15 protein-coding genes and 2 tRNA genes are annotated in these 18,287 nt (G+C 62.5%); 5 read left to right on the forward strand and 12 right to left on the reverse strand.

What is annotated here, in order from left to right:
* Window positions 1-92 precede the first annotated feature (92 nt).
* Window positions 93-1,934, forward strand: a complete 1,842-nt coding sequence (locus ACZ5BO_RS07755) for a potassium transporter Kup (protein ID WP_464701201.1) — start codon at window positions 93-95, stop codon at window positions 1,932-1,934.
* A gap of 167 nt (window positions 1,935-2,101) precedes the next feature.
* On the opposite strand, the gene ACZ5BO_RS07760 is transcribed toward ACZ5BO_RS07755, so the two are convergent.
* The 5 genes from ACZ5BO_RS07760 to ACZ5BO_RS07780 form a co-directional block, all read right to left on the reverse strand.
* Window positions 2,102-2,269, reverse strand: coding sequence for a DUF3077 domain-containing protein (locus ACZ5BO_RS07760; protein ID WP_464699086.1), 168 nt, complete (start codon window positions 2,267-2,269; stop codon window positions 2,102-2,104).
* A gap of 540 nt (window positions 2,270-2,809) precedes the next feature.
* Window positions 2,810-4,108 (reverse strand): virulence factor family protein, encoded by a 1,299-nt coding sequence (locus ACZ5BO_RS07765; RefSeq protein ID WP_464699088.1) that lies wholly within the window; start codon window positions 4,106-4,108, stop codon window positions 2,810-2,812.
* The gene (gene mprF, locus ACZ5BO_RS07770; RefSeq protein ID WP_025127732.1) at window positions 4,108-6,756 is read right to left on the reverse strand and encodes a bifunctional lysylphosphatidylglycerol flippase/synthetase MprF; all 2,649 of its coding nucleotides are present in this window, start codon (window positions 6,754-6,756) and stop codon (window positions 4,108-4,110) included. The genes ACZ5BO_RS07765 and mprF overlap by 1 nt, the downstream gene beginning before the upstream one ends.
* 278 nt (window positions 6,757-7,034) lie before the next feature.
* Window positions 7,035-7,111, reverse strand: a tRNA-Met gene (locus tag ACZ5BO_RS07775).
* Window positions 7,112-7,303: 192 nt separating this feature from the next.
* Window positions 7,304-7,380, reverse strand: a tRNA-Met gene (locus ACZ5BO_RS07780).
* A gap of 295 nt (window positions 7,381-7,675) precedes the next feature.
* On the opposite strand from ACZ5BO_RS07780, the gene dinB reads away from it, so the two are divergent.
* Window positions 7,676-8,740: a DNA polymerase IV gene (dinB, locus tag ACZ5BO_RS07785; protein WP_025127733.1), complete on the forward strand. Its 1,065-nt coding sequence runs from the start codon at window positions 7,676-7,678 to the stop codon at window positions 8,738-8,740.
* 67 nt (window positions 8,741-8,807) lie between these two features.
* On the opposite strand, the gene ACZ5BO_RS07790 is transcribed toward dinB, so the two are convergent.
* The 4 genes from ACZ5BO_RS07790 to ACZ5BO_RS07805 form a co-directional block, all read right to left on the reverse strand.
* Window positions 8,808-9,761 (reverse strand): hypothetical protein, encoded by a 954-nt coding sequence (locus ACZ5BO_RS07790; RefSeq protein ID WP_025127734.1) that lies wholly within the window; start codon window positions 9,759-9,761, stop codon window positions 8,808-8,810.
* 17 nt (window positions 9,762-9,778) lie between these two features.
* Window positions 9,779-11,494, reverse strand: coding sequence for a proline--tRNA ligase (locus tag ACZ5BO_RS07795; RefSeq protein WP_464699091.1), 1,716 nt, complete (start codon window positions 11,492-11,494; stop codon window positions 9,779-9,781).
* 129 nt (window positions 11,495-11,623) lie between these two features.
* Entirely contained in the window at window positions 11,624-13,189 is a 1,566-nt protein-coding gene (locus ACZ5BO_RS07800; protein WP_025127736.1) for an AmpG family muropeptide MFS transporter, read from the reverse strand.
* Between the two features lie 42 nt (window positions 13,190-13,231).
* The gene (locus tag ACZ5BO_RS07805) at window positions 13,232-13,585 is read right to left on the reverse strand and encodes an MGMT family protein (protein ID WP_025127737.1); all 354 of its coding nucleotides are present in this window, start codon (window positions 13,583-13,585) and stop codon (window positions 13,232-13,234) included.
* 164 nt (window positions 13,586-13,749) lie between these two features.
* Between ACZ5BO_RS07805 and ACZ5BO_RS07810 the strand changes: the two genes are divergently transcribed.
* A complete protein-coding gene (locus tag ACZ5BO_RS07810; protein ID WP_025127738.1) occupies window positions 13,750-14,757 on the forward strand; it encodes a DUF481 domain-containing protein in 1,008 nt (335 codons plus the stop codon).
* Between the two features lie 100 nt (window positions 14,758-14,857).
* Here the strand turns inward: ACZ5BO_RS07810 and ACZ5BO_RS07815 are convergent, their stop codons facing one another.
* Window positions 14,858-15,067, reverse strand: coding sequence for a cold-shock protein (locus tag ACZ5BO_RS07815; RefSeq protein WP_002554837.1), 210 nt, complete (start codon window positions 15,065-15,067; stop codon window positions 14,858-14,860).
* A gap of 352 nt (window positions 15,068-15,419) precedes the next feature.
* On the opposite strand from ACZ5BO_RS07815, the gene dcd reads away from it, so the two are divergent.
* Together dcd and ACZ5BO_RS07825 are read left to right on the forward strand one after the other, a co-directional pair.
* Window positions 15,420-15,986 (forward strand): dCTP deaminase, encoded by a 567-nt coding sequence (dcd, locus tag ACZ5BO_RS07820; protein ID WP_011059604.1) that lies wholly within the window; start codon window positions 15,420-15,422, stop codon window positions 15,984-15,986.
* A gap of 105 nt (window positions 15,987-16,091) precedes the next feature.
* Window positions 16,092-16,304 (forward strand): hypothetical protein, encoded by a 213-nt coding sequence (locus tag ACZ5BO_RS07825; protein ID WP_025127739.1) that lies wholly within the window; start codon window positions 16,092-16,094, stop codon window positions 16,302-16,304.
* Window positions 16,305-16,377: 73 nt separating this feature from the next.
* Here ACZ5BO_RS07825 and ACZ5BO_RS07830 read toward each other — a convergent pair whose 3' ends face one another.
* Window positions 16,378-17,142, reverse strand: a complete 765-nt coding sequence (locus tag ACZ5BO_RS07830) for an ABC transporter ATP-binding protein (RefSeq protein WP_025127740.1) — start codon at window positions 17,140-17,142, stop codon at window positions 16,378-16,380.
* Window positions 17,143-17,155: 13 nt separating this feature from the next.
* The gene (locus ACZ5BO_RS07835; RefSeq protein WP_025127741.1) at window positions 17,156-18,274 is read right to left on the reverse strand and encodes a succinylglutamate desuccinylase/aspartoacylase family protein; all 1,119 of its coding nucleotides are present in this window, start codon (window positions 18,272-18,274) and stop codon (window positions 17,156-17,158) included.
* Window positions 18,275-18,287 lie beyond the last annotated feature (13 nt).

Genomic DNA, 18,287 nt, shown 5'->3' on the forward strand with positions numbered 1-18,287 from the left:
AGAAGCCCCGGTCTTGGTAGTAGGAGTCATTGATGGGTCAGGCAAGCGGTCAGGCAGTGAGTGGCGAGCACTCCGGGGCTAAGCCTCTGGGGATGTTGGTGGCGGCGGTGGGGGTGGTGTACGGCGATATCGGCACCAGTCCGCTCTACACCCTTAAAGAGGTGTTTTCCGGTAGTTACGGCGTCCAGGTCAATCACGATGGGGTGTTCGGCATCCTGGCGCTGATTTTCTGGTCCTTGATCTGGGTCGTCTCGATCAAGTACGTGCTGTTCATCCTGCGGGCCGACAACCAGGGCGAGGGCGGGATCATGGCCCTGACGGCGTTGGCCCGGCGTGCATCGGCTTCCTACCCGAGATTGCGCTCGGTGCTGGTGATCCTGGGGCTGATCGGGGCGTCGCTGTTCTATGGCGACAGCATGATCACCCCGGCGATCTCGGTCCTGTCAGCGGTGGAAGGGCTGGAGCTGGCGTTCAGCGGCCTGGAGCACTGGGTGGTGCCCCTGGCGCTGGTGGTACTGGTGGCGCTGTTCCTGATCCAGAAACACGGCACTGATCGCATCGGCAAGCTGTTCGGCCCGGTGATGGTGGCCTGGTTCCTGGTGTTGGGAGGCTTGGGAGTCAACGGCATTCTCCAGCACCCGGAAGTGCTGCAAGCGCTGAACCCGGTGTGGGGCGTGCGCTTCTTCATTGTCCATCCGGGCATGGGCGTGGCGATTCTCGGCGCCGTGGTGCTGGCACTGACCGGTGCCGAGGCCCTGTACGCCGACATGGGCCACTTCGGCCGCAAGCCGATTGCCCGTGCCTGGTTCGCCCTGGTGCTGCCGGCCCTGGTGCTGAACTACTTTGGCCAGGGCGCGCTGCTGCTGGAGAACCCCGAGGCGGCGCGCAACCCGTTCTACCTGCTGGCGCCGGGCTGGGCCCTGATCCCACTGGTGGTGCTGGCGACCCTGGCCACGGTGATTGCTTCCCAGGCAGTGATTTCCGGGGCCTTCTCCCTGACCCGCCAGGCGATCCAGCTCGGCTACATCCCGCGCATGCACATTCAGCACACCTCCAGCGCCGAGCAAGGGCAGATCTACATTGGCGCAGTGAACTGGTCGCTGATGGTGGGGGTGATCCTGCTGGTGCTGGGCTTCGAGTCTTCCGGGGCCCTGGCCTCGGCCTACGGCGTGGCGGTGACCGGCACCATGCTGATCACCAGCATCCTGGTGGCCGCGGTGATGCTGCTGCTGTGGAAATGGCCGCCCGTGCTCGCAGTACCGGTGTTGCTGGGCTTCCTGCTGGTGGACGGGCTGTTCTTCGCCGCCAACGTGCCGAAGATCGTCCAGGGCGGTGCCTTTCCGGTGCTGGCGGGGATCGTGCTGTTCATCCTCATGACCACCTGGAAACGCGGCAAGGAGCTGCTGGTGGATCGCCTGGACGAAGGCGGCCTGCCACTGCCGATCTTCATCGGCAGCATCCGCGTGCAGCCGCCGCATCGGGTCCAGGGCACCGCGGTGTTCCTCACCGCGCGCCCGGACGCCGTGCCCCACGCGCTGTTGCACAACCTGCTGCACAACCAGGTGCTGCACGAGCAAGTGGTGCTGTTGACCGTGGTCTACGAAGACATTCCCCGGGTGCCCGCCCAGCGGCGCTTCGAGGTGGATTCCTATGGCGAAGGTTTCTTCCGGGTGATCCTGCACTTCGGCTTCACCGACGAGCCGGACGTGCCGGAAGCCCTGAAGCTGTGCCACCTGGATGAACTGGACTTCAGCCCGATGCGCACCACCTACTTCCTCAGCCGCGAGACGGTGATCGCCTCCAAGCTCGAAGGCATGGCCCGCTGGCGCGAAGCGCTGTTCGCCTTCATGTTGAAGAACGCCAACGGCAACCTGCGCTTCTTCAAGCTGCCGGTGAACCGGGTGATCGAACTGGGCACCCAGGTCGAGATGTAACCCCGAGCCAACAAAAGCCCCCGTTGCCTTGCCGCAGCGGGGGCTTTTTCATTTCTCGGCCCTGTAGGAGCGAGCTTGCTCGCGATAACGGCCTGGCCGTCAATATCGATGCTGATGACAAGACGGTTTCTCCCTGAGCCCACCGGCCCCGAGATCGCCCTTGGTCTTTACGCCGCGAGCGCCTGCAGCACATCGTCCACCACCGTCTTGCCCATGGCGATCAGGTAGTACGCCGCCCAGGCGTGATGGTCGCTGTCCCTGCTGTAGGCGGCGTCCTTGGCAAAGGCCTTGGCCAGGGACCGCAGGTCGGAAGCTTGGGCCGGGGCGTCTGCCAATGGGGAGGCCGGGGCAGACCAAGAACGGCGGCAGGTCGGAACGCTAGATGAAAGGGGCGAGGCGGTTTGTTTTCAGTTCACGAGGTGCAGGCGGGCTTGTTTGGCTCATGGCCATACCCCTTGACTCAAAGAAGTTGCCACGTTCGTTTCCAAGCGAATGGGTGGCAGCTATGCGTGAGTTGGAAAACCGGGAGTCAAGAACCGGCACGCCCAAAGGCGTCCCACGCACAGCTGCCATAACAGAGGGCTGCAGCGGTAAGCCGCTGCAGTCGTGATGGGGTGCTGTTGTGCTTAACTCTTCGGGTTTCCAAGCCCGGTCGCTAAAGAATCAGAGACACCCGGAGCCTATCCCGTCGAAGCGCAGGCCAGCAAGGCGGCAAAGTGCCCAAAACGCCCCCTTACGCAACTTTCGGAGTTTGCCTACAACCTGTGCGGGAGACATCCGCTATTGGGCCGCCTTCAGCGAGGCAACTTGGCGCGTCGAACTAAAAAGCCCCCGCAACCTGAGGCTGCGGGGGCTCTGATGGGGCGAGGTTCAGCTCACTCTTGAGCGCTGGCCTGATCCTTGACCTGGCGCTTCTCGATGGCATCCACCAGGCGCTTGGCCAGTGCCGGGTAGTTCTCATCGAAGTGATGGCCTCCAGGCAGTTTCATGGCTTCACCGACGGCGGTCTTGTCGGTACAACCACTCTCGTCGACCTCTTCCACGCCATAGATGCACACCACTTTGGCCGCTGGCAGCTTGGCCATTTCCGGGCCGGTGGCGGCTTCCTTGCCGGCGTTGCCCAGCCAGCCTTCGACTTCGATCTCGAAGCTGCCGGTGCGGGCGAAGGCCAGCAGGATAATGGCGTCGATGCGCTGTTGCTCGGCTTCCGGCAGGCGGTTGTAGATCGCTGGCAGGACGTCGGCGCCGAAGGAGTAACCGGTCAGCACAAAGCGCTTGGTGCCCCACTTCTGCCGGTAGTGCTGCATCAGTTCGGTGAGGTCGATGGCGCTCTGTTCCGGAGTCTTGTGCTGCCAGTAGTAGCGCAGGGTGTCGATGCCCACCACCGGGTAGCCGATCTTGGCCATCTCGCCGGCCACGTCGCGGTCCAGGTCGCGCCAGCCGCCGTCACCGGAGAGGAACAGCGTCACGGTGTCCTTGGCCTGGCCGGCCGGGACTTCCACCACGGGGATGCTCAAGCCGCCGTTGTCCGAACCCACCAGCAGCTTGCGCAGTTCGTTGTTCAGCACCTGGGGCAGGTGGATGTCGTAGTCGCTGATGCTGGTGGTAGCGTTGGGCGTGTCACGCACGAAGCCGGCGCTTTCGTCATCCGGGTTGTCGTTCCAGGCCACCAGCCAGTGGCCGTGGGCCAGGGTCTTGGGCAGTGGATCGGTGCAGCCCGGAGCCGGGTTGATGGTGAAGCCCACCGACACGGCCTGGGCCTTGTCGTCGTTCTGAGCGGCGATCCAGCGCCAGGCCAGGGCTGCGCCCGGGCCGATGCCGCTGACCAGGGTGGCCGGGCCGGCCAGTTGTGGCAGGGCGCTTTGCAGGGCTTGTTCCTGCAGCTTGCAGTCGTCCTTGGGCAGCACCACCTGGACGATCTGCGCCGCACCGCTGCGGCTCAGGGCCAGCAGTTGCTTGTCGGTCAGGGTCGCGTCAGGCAGCACCGCCACCACCACCCGGGCCTTGGCCTGGGTGCCTGGGGTCACGCGGGTCAGGGTCGAGCCGTCGGCCTGGGTCAGTTGTTCCAGGGTCGGTTCGGGGGCGGGGCGGTTCCACCACCAGTAGCCGCCACCTGCAATCAGAGCCAGCACCACCAGGGTCGCCAGCAGGTACCGCCAAGAGCGTTGAATCATTAGCGTTTCACCAGTCCAGTCAAGCCGCCTGCAATCAGGGCGGCAGTGTCGGCCAATGCGACCAGCGGGTCCAGCCCTGCCGGCACGGCCATGTAACGAGGTTCCCAGTCAGGCTGGAACTTGTCTTTGAAGCGGCGCAGGCCCTGGAAGTTGTACAGCTGTTCGCCGCGGCGGAACACCATCGAGCCCAGGCGCTGGGTCAGGGGGGCGCCACGCCGTGGTTGCAGGCCGGACAACGGCACCATCCCCAGGCTGAAGCGGGCATATCCATGATTTTTATAATGCTGGATCAGGCCGACCATCATGAATTCCATGGTCAGCTTCGGAGCGTCCGGGTGCGCACGCATCAGGTCGAGGCTGGCCAGGTCGTGGCTGTAGGTCTCGAGCAGGTTGGCGAAGGCCACCGGGCGTCCTTCAAAACGGATGATGGCAATGCGAAAGTGCTTGAGGTACTCGTCGCTGAAGCGGCCGAGGGAGAAGCCTTTTTCCCGGACATTCTTGCCGGTCAGCCAGGCGTCGGAGATCACTTTCAGCTCGTCCATCGGCGCTTGCCCAGGCTCGTGGATCTCCAGCGACAGGCCGTCGCGGGTGCCGCGGTTCCAGGTGTAGCGCAGGTCCTTCATCTCCTTGCCCTTGGCTTCCAGATCAAAGCGCTGCAAGTCGACCCGGGCTTCCTCGCCGAGCTTGATCGCGGTCAGGCCGATGTCCATGTAGTAGGGCAGGTTCTCCGCCCGTACCTGGTAGAACACCGGGCGTGCGTGATGCACGTCGCACAGGTCGCGGAACTGCCAGATCATTTCCGCGCGCTGCTGGGTCGGGCCGATGGGGTCGTACAGCGCCACCAGGCTGCGGCCACGGCGGGCGTACATGAGGAAGGCATCGTCGTTGGGGTGGAACAGCAGCGCCTTGTCACCGGTCAGGGCCAGGCCGCCATCGGGCTGGGACGAGGCCATGAGGATCTTCGCCGCCTTATCCAGCTCTTCGCTGGTGGGCAGGTGGATCACCGGGCGCGCGGTACGCAGCAGCCAGGTCAGGGACACCACCAGCAGCAGCACCGCGGCGCCCAGCAAGGAGCGCAGGCCACGGGGCGCATCGGCGTCCAGGGTGAACTGCCACCACAGCTGATGGCTGTAGGGCACGTCCTGATAGGCGAACAGCAGCAGCCAGATGGAAGCGCCGAGCACGCAGACGCTGGCCACCAGGTACAGCGGCGAGAACGGCAGTTCGGTGAGGCGGCTGGGGCGGTAGAACGAACGACGGAACACGGCCAGCAGGCTGGCGGTGAGGGTCATCAGGCAGGCTTCTTCCCAGTCGAAACCCTTGAGCAGGGAGAGCAGGGCACCTACCAGCAAGAGGATGGTGGTGAGCATCCAGGCCGCTGACAGGCGTCGGCGCAGGCCCTGGGCCAGCAGCAGGCAGAGCACGCCGATCAGGCTGGCGCCGAAGTGCGAGGCGTCCACCAGGCGATGGGGAATCAGGAAACCGATGTGTTGCAGACGGGTGTCGATTTCCGGGGTGGCGCCGGAAAACAGCAGCACCACGCCAGAGAGGAACACCAGCACCGCGAGGATCGGCGCCGCCAGGCCAGAAGCCACCCGCAGCGATTGGCGGGTCTGGAACAGGCGCTGGGCTTCGTTGATCAGCAGCAGGACGCAGGCCACCAGCATCGGCAGCACCACGTAGATCAGGCGATACAGCAATAGGGCAGCGGCCAGGGGCGCAGCGCCGAGCTTGTCGGCGAAGGCTGCCAGCAGGATCGCTTCGAACACCCCGACGCCACCGGGTACGTGGCTCAGTACACCGGCGGCCAGGGCCAGCAGGTACACCAGCAGGAAGGCGCCGAACGGCGGCGCTTCGGGCAGCAGCAGGTAGAGCACGGTGGCGGCGGCGGCGACATCCAGGGCGGTGATGATCAGTTGCAGGAAGGTCAGGCGACGCCCGGGCAGGCGCAGGGTGCGGCGGCCAACCCGTACCAGCAGGTTGTCGCGCAGAGGCTGTTCCGGCAGGCGACGGCGATAGATGCCGATGGCCAGTACCGCTCCCAGCAGCAGGATGGCCAGGGCGATGCCCGCCAGCAGGCTTTCCGGCAGGCGCAGGGCCGCCGAGGCAGCAGGCAGGTTGCTCAGGGTGGCCAGGGCTGCCAGCGGGGGCAGGGCGCAGCCCAGGGACAGGCTGGCGAACAGGGTCATATGGGCCACATCGGCGGCCCCCAGCCCGTGGCGGGCATACAGTCGGTAGCGCACCGAGCCACCGGACAGCAGCGACAGGCCGATGGCGTTGCCGATGGCGAAGGCGGTGAAGCCGCCCAGGGCCAGGGCGCGGCCGGGCAGGTTGACTCCGGCGTAGCGGCTGGCCGACCACTCGTAGCCCAGCAGGATGATGAAGCCGACGATGGTCGCGCCCAAGGCACCGAGCAGGGCCGGTTTGGGCACTTCGAGGATTGAGTCGTGCAGTGCGTAGAAGTCCAGCTCGCTGAGCAGATGGCGGCAAGCGATCAGGGCGATGGCGAACAGCAGCAGGGTCACGGCCAGGCCCAGTGGCTGGCGGTATTTGCTCAACAGGTCCAGCCAGCGCAAGCGAGTGACTGTAATGGGTTGAGTGGTGGTAGCGGTATCGGCGTCTTGTGAATCAGACATGTTGGCGCGCATCAATCACCTCGTGGATTGTGCGCGACAGGATGGGGGTATCCAGCCAAGTTACCAATCCCTGTAGAAAAAATAATTTCAAATATTAACGCGTCTCACCGTGGCCCGGCGAGCTTGCGCGATCAACGCAAGGTGGTTGCCCCGAGACAGAGCATAGCTTGCATGGTGAAGAGTCGACGCGCTGCTAAAGGTTCGCAACACATTGCCAGATCATTGTTGCCAAAGGACTTTTTCGACAGATACAAAAAAGGCCACTCTTTCGAGTAGCCTTTTTTGATGTTTGGTTGCGGGAGCCGGATTTGAACCGACGACCTTCGGGTTATGAGCCCGACGAGCTACCAGACTGCTCCATCCCGCGTCTGTGTGGCGGCATTCTACAGATGAACGACCGAGTGTCAACCGTTAATGGTCCCAGAGGTCAAATTAACGTCGAAAACCTGGCTGGCCACCTTAAGTCATGGACCTGCAAGGAGTTTTACAGAGCGTGAGGGTAGGACAAAACACACGCGCACAAAAAAGGCCACTCTTTCGAGTAGCCTTTTTTGATGTTTGGTTGCGGGAGCCGGATTTGAACCGACGACCTTCGGGTTATGAGCCCGACGAGCTACCAGACTGCTCCATCCCGCGTCTGTGTGGCCGAATTCTACAGGGTGATCAGTTTGTGTCAATCATTAAATTTTAAAAATTGCTTCCTGTTCAATCGCTTAGCGTTTTGATGTGGCCTTTTGAAGTGGCCTTGGCCCCGCTAGAACGGGGCCTGTAGCTCTATTGAGGGTGCCTTGCCCATTGAAAAAATAAATTCGTTCATCAGTGCCTTGCATCAGCCGCTTGATGCAAGGCACTGGTGCTATATACAGGTATCGGTAGATACTTGCTGCCTGCCTTCATTCCAGCCTCTGCCTTCTGTGATCTCTGCCTTTATATGATGCAGCGCAAAATCATCCACATTGACTGTGATTGCTTCTATGCAGCCATCGAGATGCGCGACGATCCGCAACTGGCCAGCAAGCCTCTGGCAGTGGGCGGCTCCGCGGACCGGCGCGGGGTGATCGCCACCTGCAACTATGAGGCGCGGGCTTATGGGGTGCGTTCAGCCATGTCATCGCGGCACGCCTTGACCCTGTGCCCGGACCTGGTGATCGTCAAGCCGCGCATGGATGCCTATCGCGAGGCCTCGAAAGAGATTCACACGATCTTTCGCGACTACACGGACCTGATCGAGCCACTGTCACTGGACGAGGCTTACCTGGATGTCTCCGACAGCCCCAGTTTCGCCGGCAGTGCCACGCGCATCGCCCAGGACATTCGGCGGCGGGTCTCCAATCAGTTGCATATCACCGTGTCGGCGGGGGTGGCGCCGAACAAGTTCCTGGCGAAGATTGCCAGCGACTGGAAAAAGCCCAATGGGCTGTTCGTGATCACCCCGGATCAGGTGGAGGACTTTGTTTCCGAGTTGCCGGTGAACAAGCTGCACGGCGTTGGCAAGGTCACCGCGGACAAGCTGGCGCGCCTGGGCATCGTTGACTGCTTGCAACTGCGCGACTGGACCAAGCTGGCCTTGGTGCGCGAATTCGGCAGTTTCGGCGAGCGCTTGTGGAGCCTGGCCCGGGGGATCGACGAGCGCCCGGTGCAGAATGACAGTCGCCGGCAATCCATCAGCGTGGAGAACACCTATGACGCGGATCTGCCGGATCTGGACAGCTGCCTGCAAAAACTCCCGGAACTGATGGAGACGCTGGCGGGGCGCATTGCCCGCATCGACAGCAGTTACCGGCCAGGCAAACCGTTCGTCAAAGTGAAGTTTCACGACTTTACCCAGACCACTCTGGAGCAGGCAGGGGCGGGGCGGGACCTGGACAGTTACCGACAGTTGCTGACCCAGGCCTTCAAGCGCGGCGGCAAGCCGGTGCGGCTGCTGGGAATTGGTGTGCGCCTGCAGGATTTGCGCGGTGCTCACGAACAGCTGGAGCTGTTCAGGGGGATCTAGCCTCGGATGTCAGCGATTCCGGACGCTACCTTGCAAGCGTAGCGCCGCCACCGCTGGCAGGAGAGGGTCAATGGTTGCCGGGATCGGCTACCAGTCGACCGGCATTCTTGGCCAGGGACTTGAGAAATTCGTTCTGCAGCTCCGGATCGTTGCGGGTCAGCTCGATCAAGCTTTGCTCCAGCTCGCTGGCTTCTTCTTCCAGGCCCAGTTCCGACAGGCGCTTGACCCGGTGCACCCATTGGCTCACCTCATCATCTTCAAGGTCGTCGTAGATCAGTGCGTGGGCTTCCAGCAGCTTGCTGCGCAAGTTGCTGCTGATGCTCAGGGACGAGTCCGAGTGCACTTCGTCCTGGGCGTCCTCGACGCTGATCTGCAGTTTTCCGATGTGCTTCAGGTCCTGCTCGGAGAACGGGTTGTCCAGCAGGTTCAAGCGCAGCACGCCATTGCGGTCAGTGCTCAACTCGTAGGTTTCCTTGCCGGCCTTGACCTGCACCGGGCGCTCGCTCCAGGGCAGGCTCGAATACTCCAGGCGCTTGTCGCGCTGGACTTCGCCAATGGCCGCCAGGTTCTGCTGGGCGCGACCGTGGGAGGGCATGTTCATGAACGGGTTGATCCCGGATACGCCGTAGCTGATCCAGTCCTTGGTCACGCTGTCCGGCAGGTTGCCCAGGGCAAAGACATTGACCACGTTGGCGCCCACACCGGCCACCAGGGCCACTGCACCTAGCGGGATCTCGTAGATCTCCCGCCAGGGCTGATAGGGGGTGTAGCGATCGTAGTGGCGAGTGACCTCGAACTCGGTGACTTCGAAGGTCTTCTGCTCATGGATGCGTACCCGACGTTGCGGCAGCTCAAGCACCTTAGGCTCACCGACATCGATCTGCAGGCTGTGGTCGAGCAGTTTGCGCTCGACCCGTTCCTCGTGCTCGCTGCGTTGCGACATCTGATTGGCGCAGCCGCTGACCAGCAGGGCACCGCACAAGGCGGCGCCACCGAGGCTTAAGGTGTTTCGCTTGAACATGACTTCTCTATCTGGTTTCAGCGACGAATACGGGCTTGGAGGAAGGACAGCACGTCGGCCACGGGCAATGCTTGCGCCTCGGCTTCGGTACGGCTCTTGTATTCCAGGTTGCCTTCGGCGAGACCGCGGTCACTGACCACGATCCGGTGAGGAATGCCGATCAGCTCCATGTCCGCGAACTTGATGCCCGGGCTGGTCTTCTTGTCGCGGTCGTCCAGCAGTACCTCGAAACCGGCGGCGGTGAGCTGCGCGTACAGCGTGTCGGTGGCTTCACGGACCTGCTCGGTTTCGTAGCGCAGCGGTACCAGGGCGATCTGGAACGGCGCCAGGGTATCGCTCCAGATGATGCCGTTCTGGTCGTTGTTCTGCTCGATGGCGGCGGCCACCACGCGGGATACGCCAATGCCGTAGCAGCCCATTTCCAGGGTGACCGGCTTGCCGTTCTCGCCCAGCACTTCGCACTTCATCGCCTTGCTGTACTTGTTGCCCAGCTGGAAGATGTGCCCGACTTCGATGCCGCGCTTGATTTCCAGGGTGCCCTTGCCATCAGGGCTTGGATCGCCGGCAACGACGTTGCGCAGGTCGGCCACGCTTGGAACCGGTAGGTCGCGCTCCCAGTTGACGCCGAAATAGTGCTTGTCGTCGATGTTGGCGCCAACGCCGAAGTCGCTCATCAGCTCCACCGAACGGTCGATGATGATCGGCAGCGGCAGGTTCACCGGGCCCAGGGAGCCGGCACCGGCGCCGATGGCGTCGCGCAGCTCGGCTTCGGACGCCATCACCAGCGGGCTGGCAACGCCTGGCTGGTTGGCCGCCTTGATTTCGTTCAACTCGTGGTCGCCGCGGATGATCAGGGCGATCAGCTTGCCGGCTTCCTCGGCGTGCACCACCAGGGTCTTGACGGTTTTCTCGATGGGCAGGTTGTAGCCTTCGACCAACTGGGCGATGGTTTTCGCATCGGGGGTGTCGACCAGGCGCATGGCTTCGGTGGCCGCCGGGCGAGACGCCTCACGCGGCACAGCCTCGGCCTTCTCGATGTTCGCCGCGTAGTCGGAGCCGTTGCTGAAGACGATATCGTCTTCGCCGGACTCGGCCAGTACGTGGAACTCGTGGGAGCCGGCGCCGCCGATCGAGCCGTTGTCAGCCTCTACCGGGCGGAACTTCAGGCCCAGGCGCGTGAAGACGTTGCAGTAGGCCTGGTGCATGCGGTCGTAGGTGACCTGCAAGGATGCCTGGTCGGTGTGGAAGGAGTAGGCATCCTTCATGATGAATTCGCGGCCGCGCATCAAGCCGAAGCGTGGGCGGATCTCATCACGGAATTTGGTCTGGATCTGGTACAGGTTGATCGGCAACTGCTTGTAGCTGCTCAACTCGTTGCGCATCAGATCGGTGATCACTTCTTCGTGGGTCGGGCCGGCGCAGAAGTCGCGGCCGTGGCGATCCTTGAAGCGCAGCAGTTCCGGGCCGTACTCTTCCCAGCGCCCCGACTCCTGCCACAGCTCGGCCGGCTGGGTGCTCGGCATCAACACTTCAAGCGAACCGGCAGCGTTCATTTCTTCACGAACGATGGCTTCGACCTTGCGCATTACCCGCAGGCCCATCGGGAGCCAGGTGTACAGGCCCGAGGCCAGTTTGCGGATCATGCCGGCGCGCAGCATCAACTGATGGCTGATCACGACCGCATCGGAAGGCGTTTCTTTCTGTGTGGCGAGCAAAAATTGACTGGTGCGCATGGTAGGCCGTTGTCGGTTGCTGAAGACTAGAAATGACGGAGCATTGTACGGGCGAGTTCCGCTGGCGTACAGGATTGTGCTCGGAGGCCTCGGGGGGTGGGCCGAAAAGCCCGCAACCCCCGGGATTGATTAGGATTCTTCGCTTGCGGCGGTGCCGTTGGCCGTCGCCTCGGGCTCGGGTTTGGGGCCGGCGCGGCGGCTCTCCTGGAACCAGTGCACGGCGATCAGGATCAACGTAGGTACGCCGAGTATCGCGGTGATGAGGAAAAAGTTGTGGTAGCCGAACTTTTCCACCATGACGCCGGAATAGCCACCGATCAGTCGTGGCAGCAACAGCATGATGGAGCTGAGCAGCGCATATTGCGTGGCGGAGAACTTGAGGTTGGTCAGGCTTGAGAGGTAGGCGACGAAAGCCGAGGTCGCCATGCCCGAGCTGAAGTTGTCCAGGGAAATGGTGACAATCAGCATTTCCAGGTTCGGCCCCATGTCGGCCAGCATCAGGAACAGCAGGTTGGTCCCGGCGGACGCGGCGCCGCCGATGAACAGGATCGGCAGGATGCCGAAGCGCACGATCAACAGGCCGCCCATGCCCGCGCCCAGCAGGGTCATGATCAGGCCGAAGATCTTGCTGACCCCGGCAATCTGGTCCTTGGTGAAGCCCTGGTCGATGTAGAACACGTTGGCCATCACGCCCATGACCGTGTCCGACATGCGGTAGGTGGCAATCAGACCCAGCAGCAGGAAAGCCTGCCAGCGGTAACGCAGGATGAAGTCGTTGACCGGCGTAAGCACCGGCGCCAGGCCCCGGCGGCCCATGGCTGACAGGCACAGGGTGCTGAGGGTGATGTAGAGGATTGCCCGCAGGAAGGCCCGGTCCTCCAGCAGCAGGTCCAGCGGGCTCATGCCGTCGAAGATCACGCTGGCGAAGTCGGTGTTGTACAGCTGGGTGAAGGTGGCAGGTACGGAAACCAGCAGCACGATCAGCACGAAGACCGAGATCAACTGGTGGGCGAAGCTGTAGCGTCCCGCAGACAGCTGGGTGCGCAATGGCACCGGTGGTTCGCGCATCAGCAGGGTGGTGACCAGCGCCGGAATCATCAGCACGCCGAACAGCACGTAGGTGCCGGTCCAGGCCGAATGCTTGTAGCTGAAGCCGGTGGAGCCGAAACCTTCGGCGAAGAACAGGGCGCCAGCGGTGGCCAGGAGCACCGCGATTCGGTAGCCGGACATATAGCTGGCGGCCAGCGCAGCCTGGCGGCTGTCATCGGCGATTTCCAGGCGGTAGGCGTCGATGGCGATGTCCTGGGTGGCCGAGGCAAAGGCCACGACCACGGCAATGGCTATCAGCCAGGAAAGATGCTTTTGCGGGTCGCAGAACCCCATGCCGATCAGGCCGAGAATCACCAGGGTTTGCGCCAGCACCAGCCAGGAGCGGCGTCGACCGAGCTTGCCCAGCAGGGGCAGGCGCCATTGGTCGAGCAGGGGGGACCACACCCACTTGAAGGCATACGCCAGGCCGATCAGGCTGGCATAACCGATGGTTTCACGGGCTACACCGGCCTCGCGCAACCACACCGAAAGAGTCGAGAACACCAGCATGTAGGGCATGCCGGCGGCGAAACCAAGCAGCAACAGCACGAGCGTCGAGGGGCTGGCATAGGCGGCAAGTGCGGCGCGCCAGGTTTTACGGGGCATGGGCTGAAGTCTGCCTCAGATGACGGAAACAAAGCGCGCACTCTAACCGCTGTGCTCTACCGGACGCCAGCCATGGCGCTGAATATCCACGCGATTGTTCAGGATAGAGACACCTTCGCCGCGCAGTCTGGCACGCTGTTCGTCGCCCGAGGGGCTGCCGGCCGGCAGGCTGATGCGGCCACCAGCCCCCAGAACCCGGTGCCAGGGCAGGCGCGAGTCGGCGGGCAATTGGCTGAGGGTGCGCCCGACCCAGCGGGCAGCCCGCCCCAGGCCGGCCATTTGCGCCAGCTGGCCATAGCTCACGACCTTGCCTTCGGGGACCTGGGCCAGGGTCAGGTACAGCGCCGTACGTCGGATCTGTGCGGGGCTTTGCGGATCTTCGCCGTGTTCGGTCACATTCGCGGTTCCAGATAGCAGAAAAGGAGGACGCTGGTCGGTAGTGCAGATAACGGGTGGATGCGTATTGAACTCACTCGCAATACCCGGGTCAGTCCTGACTAAGGCTTGTTCAACAGGAATAATGCCGTTTTTTTTCGCAAGATCGAGTCCTGTATCTACTTATGTTGCCAAGAACGTTGCTGTGTTTCGCGGTGCTCAGCACCTCCATGCCTGTGCTGGCCGATACCGTCTGGTTGAAGAACGGTGATCGCCTGAGTGGCAAGATCAAGGTCTTCGATGGCGGCAAGCTGTTGATCCAGACTGATTATGGCGGTGCCATTTCCATTGATTGGAAACAGGTCAAGACGTTGGAGAGCGATCAGGAACTGCTGGTCAAGCAGGATGCCTATTCCGGGGAAAAGGCCAAATCGCTGCAGGCTTCCGAGGACGGCAAGGTCATCCTGGCCAATGGCGAGGCGCCCAAGACGGTCGAGCTGGCGAGTATCCAGCAGATCATGAAGCCCAAGCCATTGGTGGAGGACATGCTCTGGAAGGGCAATGTCGACGTGGCCATGGACTACAAGCGTGCCGAGAAGAATACCGATGACTACGACATCGACTTCAAGACGTCGGCACGCCATGGCGCCTGGCGTCATAACGCTCAGGGCGAGTACAACCGCGAGTTCCAGGATCACCAGGTGACCACCGACAACTGGAGCGCGGAATACGCCCTGGACCGGTTCATCACCGATAAGTGGTACTGGGAAGGGCGCCTGACCTACAAGCGCGACAAGGTCGAGGACCTGGCGCGGCAGCGGGTGGTGGGTACCGGTCCGGGCTACCAGTTCTGGGACGATGAACTGGGTGCGTTCTCCCTGGGCTCGCTGCTCAACCGCACGGACTACGAGTATGCCGATGGCGGCAAGGACAACTTCTATTCCCTGGCCATGAAGTGGGACTACAACCGCTACTTGATCGGCAAGCGGGTGGAGTTCTTCACCAATGGCGAAGTGGGGCGGCCGCTGTCGGGTGTGGCTGACTATGCACTGGATGCCGAGATGGGGCTGCGCTACAAGGTCACCGACTGGGCGTCGCTGAACCTCAAGGCAGAAAAGGACCTGATCCGTGGCACCAAGGACAGTGATCTGGACAAGACCCGCTACACCGTGGGCTTTGGCGTGACCTGGTAAGCCGGGGCGCCTTTGCCGCAAGCGAGGGCGCCGACAAAACTGACGGGCACAAAAAAGCCCCGCTGTTGAGGGCGGGGCTTTTTTACTGGATCAGTACAAGTTAGATAACTTGAACTTCTTCAGCTTGCATGCCTTTCTGACCGCGGGTAGCGATGAAAGAAACCTGTTGGCCTTCTTTCAGGCTTTTGAAGCCGTCGGACTGGATAGCTTTGAAGTGTACGAACAGGTCGTCACCGGATTGTGGAGTGATGAAGCCGAAGCCTTTTTCATCGTTGAACCACTTAACGGTACCGGTTTGGCGATTAGACATGGTGTATCTCCTTGGACAAAGTTAACTGCGACTCAGGAAAAGCCCTGGCCGAGACTGAGTGCAAAGAGCAGGAAAAATTCTTGGAGATGGTTGGATCGAAATTCAACATCGTGTAGAGATTCTCAGTGACACAAGCAGCACAGTGGCGCCACCTTAACCCTTTTTCCTGAACGTGCCAATGGTCAGTGCGAAGGTTTCTCAGTTTTCGTGACTGACGGCGAGCTACCGGTCGCTCAGCCCTTGAAAAACACGGGGCGAGGCGAGAAAAACGCCCCAGACTTTGAACCCGGCCACGCGCCCCGGTAAGATGCCGGACCGAATTTTTTCACCTCGTTATTTCAGGACACCCGCCATGAGCATCAAATCGGACAAGTGGATTCGCCGCATGGCGCAAGAGCACGGCATGATCGAGCCCTTCGTCGAGCGCCAGATGCGTGGCGAAGGCCAGGATCGGCTGATCTCCTTCGGGGTGTCGAGCTATGGCTACGACGTGCGTTGCGCCGACGAGTTCAAGGTGTTCACCAACATCAACTCGGCAACCGTTGACCCGAAGAACTTCGATGAGAAGAGCTTCGTCGACATCAAGAGCGATGTCTGCATCATCCCTCCGAACTCCTTTGCCCTGGCCCGCACCGTCGAGTACTTCCGCATTCCGCGCAACGTGCTGACCATCTGCCTGGGCAAGAGCACCTATGCCCGTTGCGGCATCATCGTCAACGTGACCCCGCTGGAGCCGGAGTGGGAAGGGCACGTGACCCTGGAGTTCTCCAACACCACGACCCTGCCGGCGAAGATCTACGCCAACGAAGGCGTGGCGCAGATGCTGTTCCTGGAGTCTGACGAAGAGTGCGAAGTGTCCTATAAGGACCGTGGTGGCAAATACCAGGGCCAGCGTGGCGTGACCTTGCCACGCACCTGAGTTCGTCTGTCTGACGAACAGCGGGAATTCCTGAGCGGGCAGGCACTCTATTGAGGGTACTGCCGGCACGCGCAAGGCGTGTCGGGCACAGCTCAGGAGTGCCCCATGAAGATAGATCCGCGAATCAGCGCCGCCTTGGCCAGGTTGGAACCCAATCAGGTCGGCTTGTTGGCCTGGACCCTGCTGGCGCATCCTCCCGTCAGCATGGCGGGCGGTATTCCCGGTCAGCCTGACCCCGACTCTCCGCAACCCCTTGAACCCACCGAGCCTGGCGAGCCTACCTTGCCGGATGAGCCGCCGCCCGCGCCTGTCGCCTGAGGCGAGCAGCGCCGGTCCATGGTCCCGACCGCCGCAAGGACGGGCGGACGGGGACATCTGACCTGATCGCCGGCTATTTCAGGTTGCCACTGAGAAATTGCTGCAGGCGTTCGCTCTTCGGATTGCCCAGCACCTCTTCGGGGGGGCCTTCTTCCTCCACCAGGCCCTTGTGCAGGAACAGCACCTGGCTCGACACCTTGCGCGCAAAGCTCATTTCGTGGGTGACCATGATCATGGTCCGTCCTTCCTCCGCCAGCCCCTGGATCACCTTGAGCACTTCGCCCACCAGTTCTGGGTCCAGGGCCGAGGTCGGCTCGTCGAACAGCATGACTTCCGGCTCCATGGCCAGGGCACGGGCGATAGCCACCCGTTGCTGCTGGCCGCCGGAGAGGAAGGCCGGGTACTGGGTGGCGACCCGGGCCGGCAGGCCGACCTTGTCCAGGTAGCGCCGGGCACGCTCCTCGGCGTCCTTGGTGCTGACCCCCAGCACCCGGCGCGGGGCCATGGTGATGTTTTCCAGCACGGTCATGTGGCTCCACAGGTTGAAATGCTGGAACACCATGGCCAGGCGAGTGCGGATCCGTTGCAGCTCCGCCGGATCGGCCACGTGCATGCCGTGGCGATCACTGACCATGCGGATCGGCTGGCCATCCAGGCTCATGGCCCCGTCGTCCGGGGTTTCAAGGAAGTTGATGCAGCGCAGGAAGGTGCTTTTTCCCGAACCACTGGCGCCGATCAGGCTGATCACGTCGCCGGTCCTGGCCTTGAGGGAGACGCCTTTGAGCACTTCGTTGTCGCCGTAGCATTTGTGCAGGCCTTCAACAGTCAGTTTGTACATGGGGCGTGCATCCTCAAGGCGAAAGTAGATAGCCGCTGCGATAGGCTTCGCGGCCGGCGACATGGGCGATGATCATGCCGGCGGTGGCCATGCGCTTCAGCGAGCGGGCGTACAGCAGTCCGGGGTTGTTGCAATGGACAGGGGTGACCCGATCGCTGACCGGATCGATGATTTCGGCCACCAACTGCCCGGCCTGTAGGTATTCCCCCGGCAGCGCGCTGAACACCAGCAGCCCGCCCACCGGCGCTGCGACCGGCTCGACCCCGGCCAGGGGCGTGGCCGGGAAAGGCAGTTCGGGCAGCGCCGGTGGCAGGCCTTCGATAGCGCCGAAATGGATCAGGTAGTCCACCAGGGCCTGACAGTCCAGGCTGGCCAGGCCATGATTGACGTCACCCTGCCCCCGCAGTTCGACGGTCACGGCAAAGCTTCCCGAGGGAATGGCGAAGCGTGCGCCGAAGCGTTGCTGCAGTTGCCACCACAGCAGAGTGAAGCATTCGTCGAATGACTGGCCGCCGGAGTCGGTGGCCAGCAGGCAGGCTTCGGCACCGATGTAGCGCGCCAGCGGCTCGACCCGGGGCCAGGCCTCGGGGGTGGTGTAGAGGTGTGCCACGGCTTCGAAGTCGCAATGCAGGTCCAGCACCATATCGGCATCACAGGCCAGCCGTTGCAGAGTTAGGCGCAGGGATTGCAGTTGTGTGGTCGGTCGCTGGCGGCTCAGGGCTGCGGCCAGGTGCCGGCGGATCAGGTCGAGGTTGTGTTGCGCATCGTCATTGAGCTGCTCTTCGACGAGGTTGCCGACTTCCTCGCTGAGGTCGACGAACCAGCGGTTGAAGTTCTGTCCGCTCTCCAGCTCGTAGCGCCCCAGCGGTACGTCCATCAATACCTGTTCCAGGCCAACCGGATTGGCCACCGGCACCAGCACGATTTCGTGGCGCAGGCGGCCGGCGGCTTCCAGCTCCGCCAGGCGTTGCTTGAGGTGCCAGGCCACCAGCATGCCGGGCAGTTCGTCGGCGTGCAGGGAGGCCTGGATATAGACCTTGCCCGGGGCCTGGGCAGGGCCGAAATGAAAGCTGTGGACCTGTCGCGCGGTGCCCGGCAATGGGGCGATCAGGTCGTGGATCTCGTGGCGCATTGCATGTTTTCCT

The sequence above is a fragment of the Pseudomonas sp. FFPRI_1 genome, assembly GCF_055384485.1.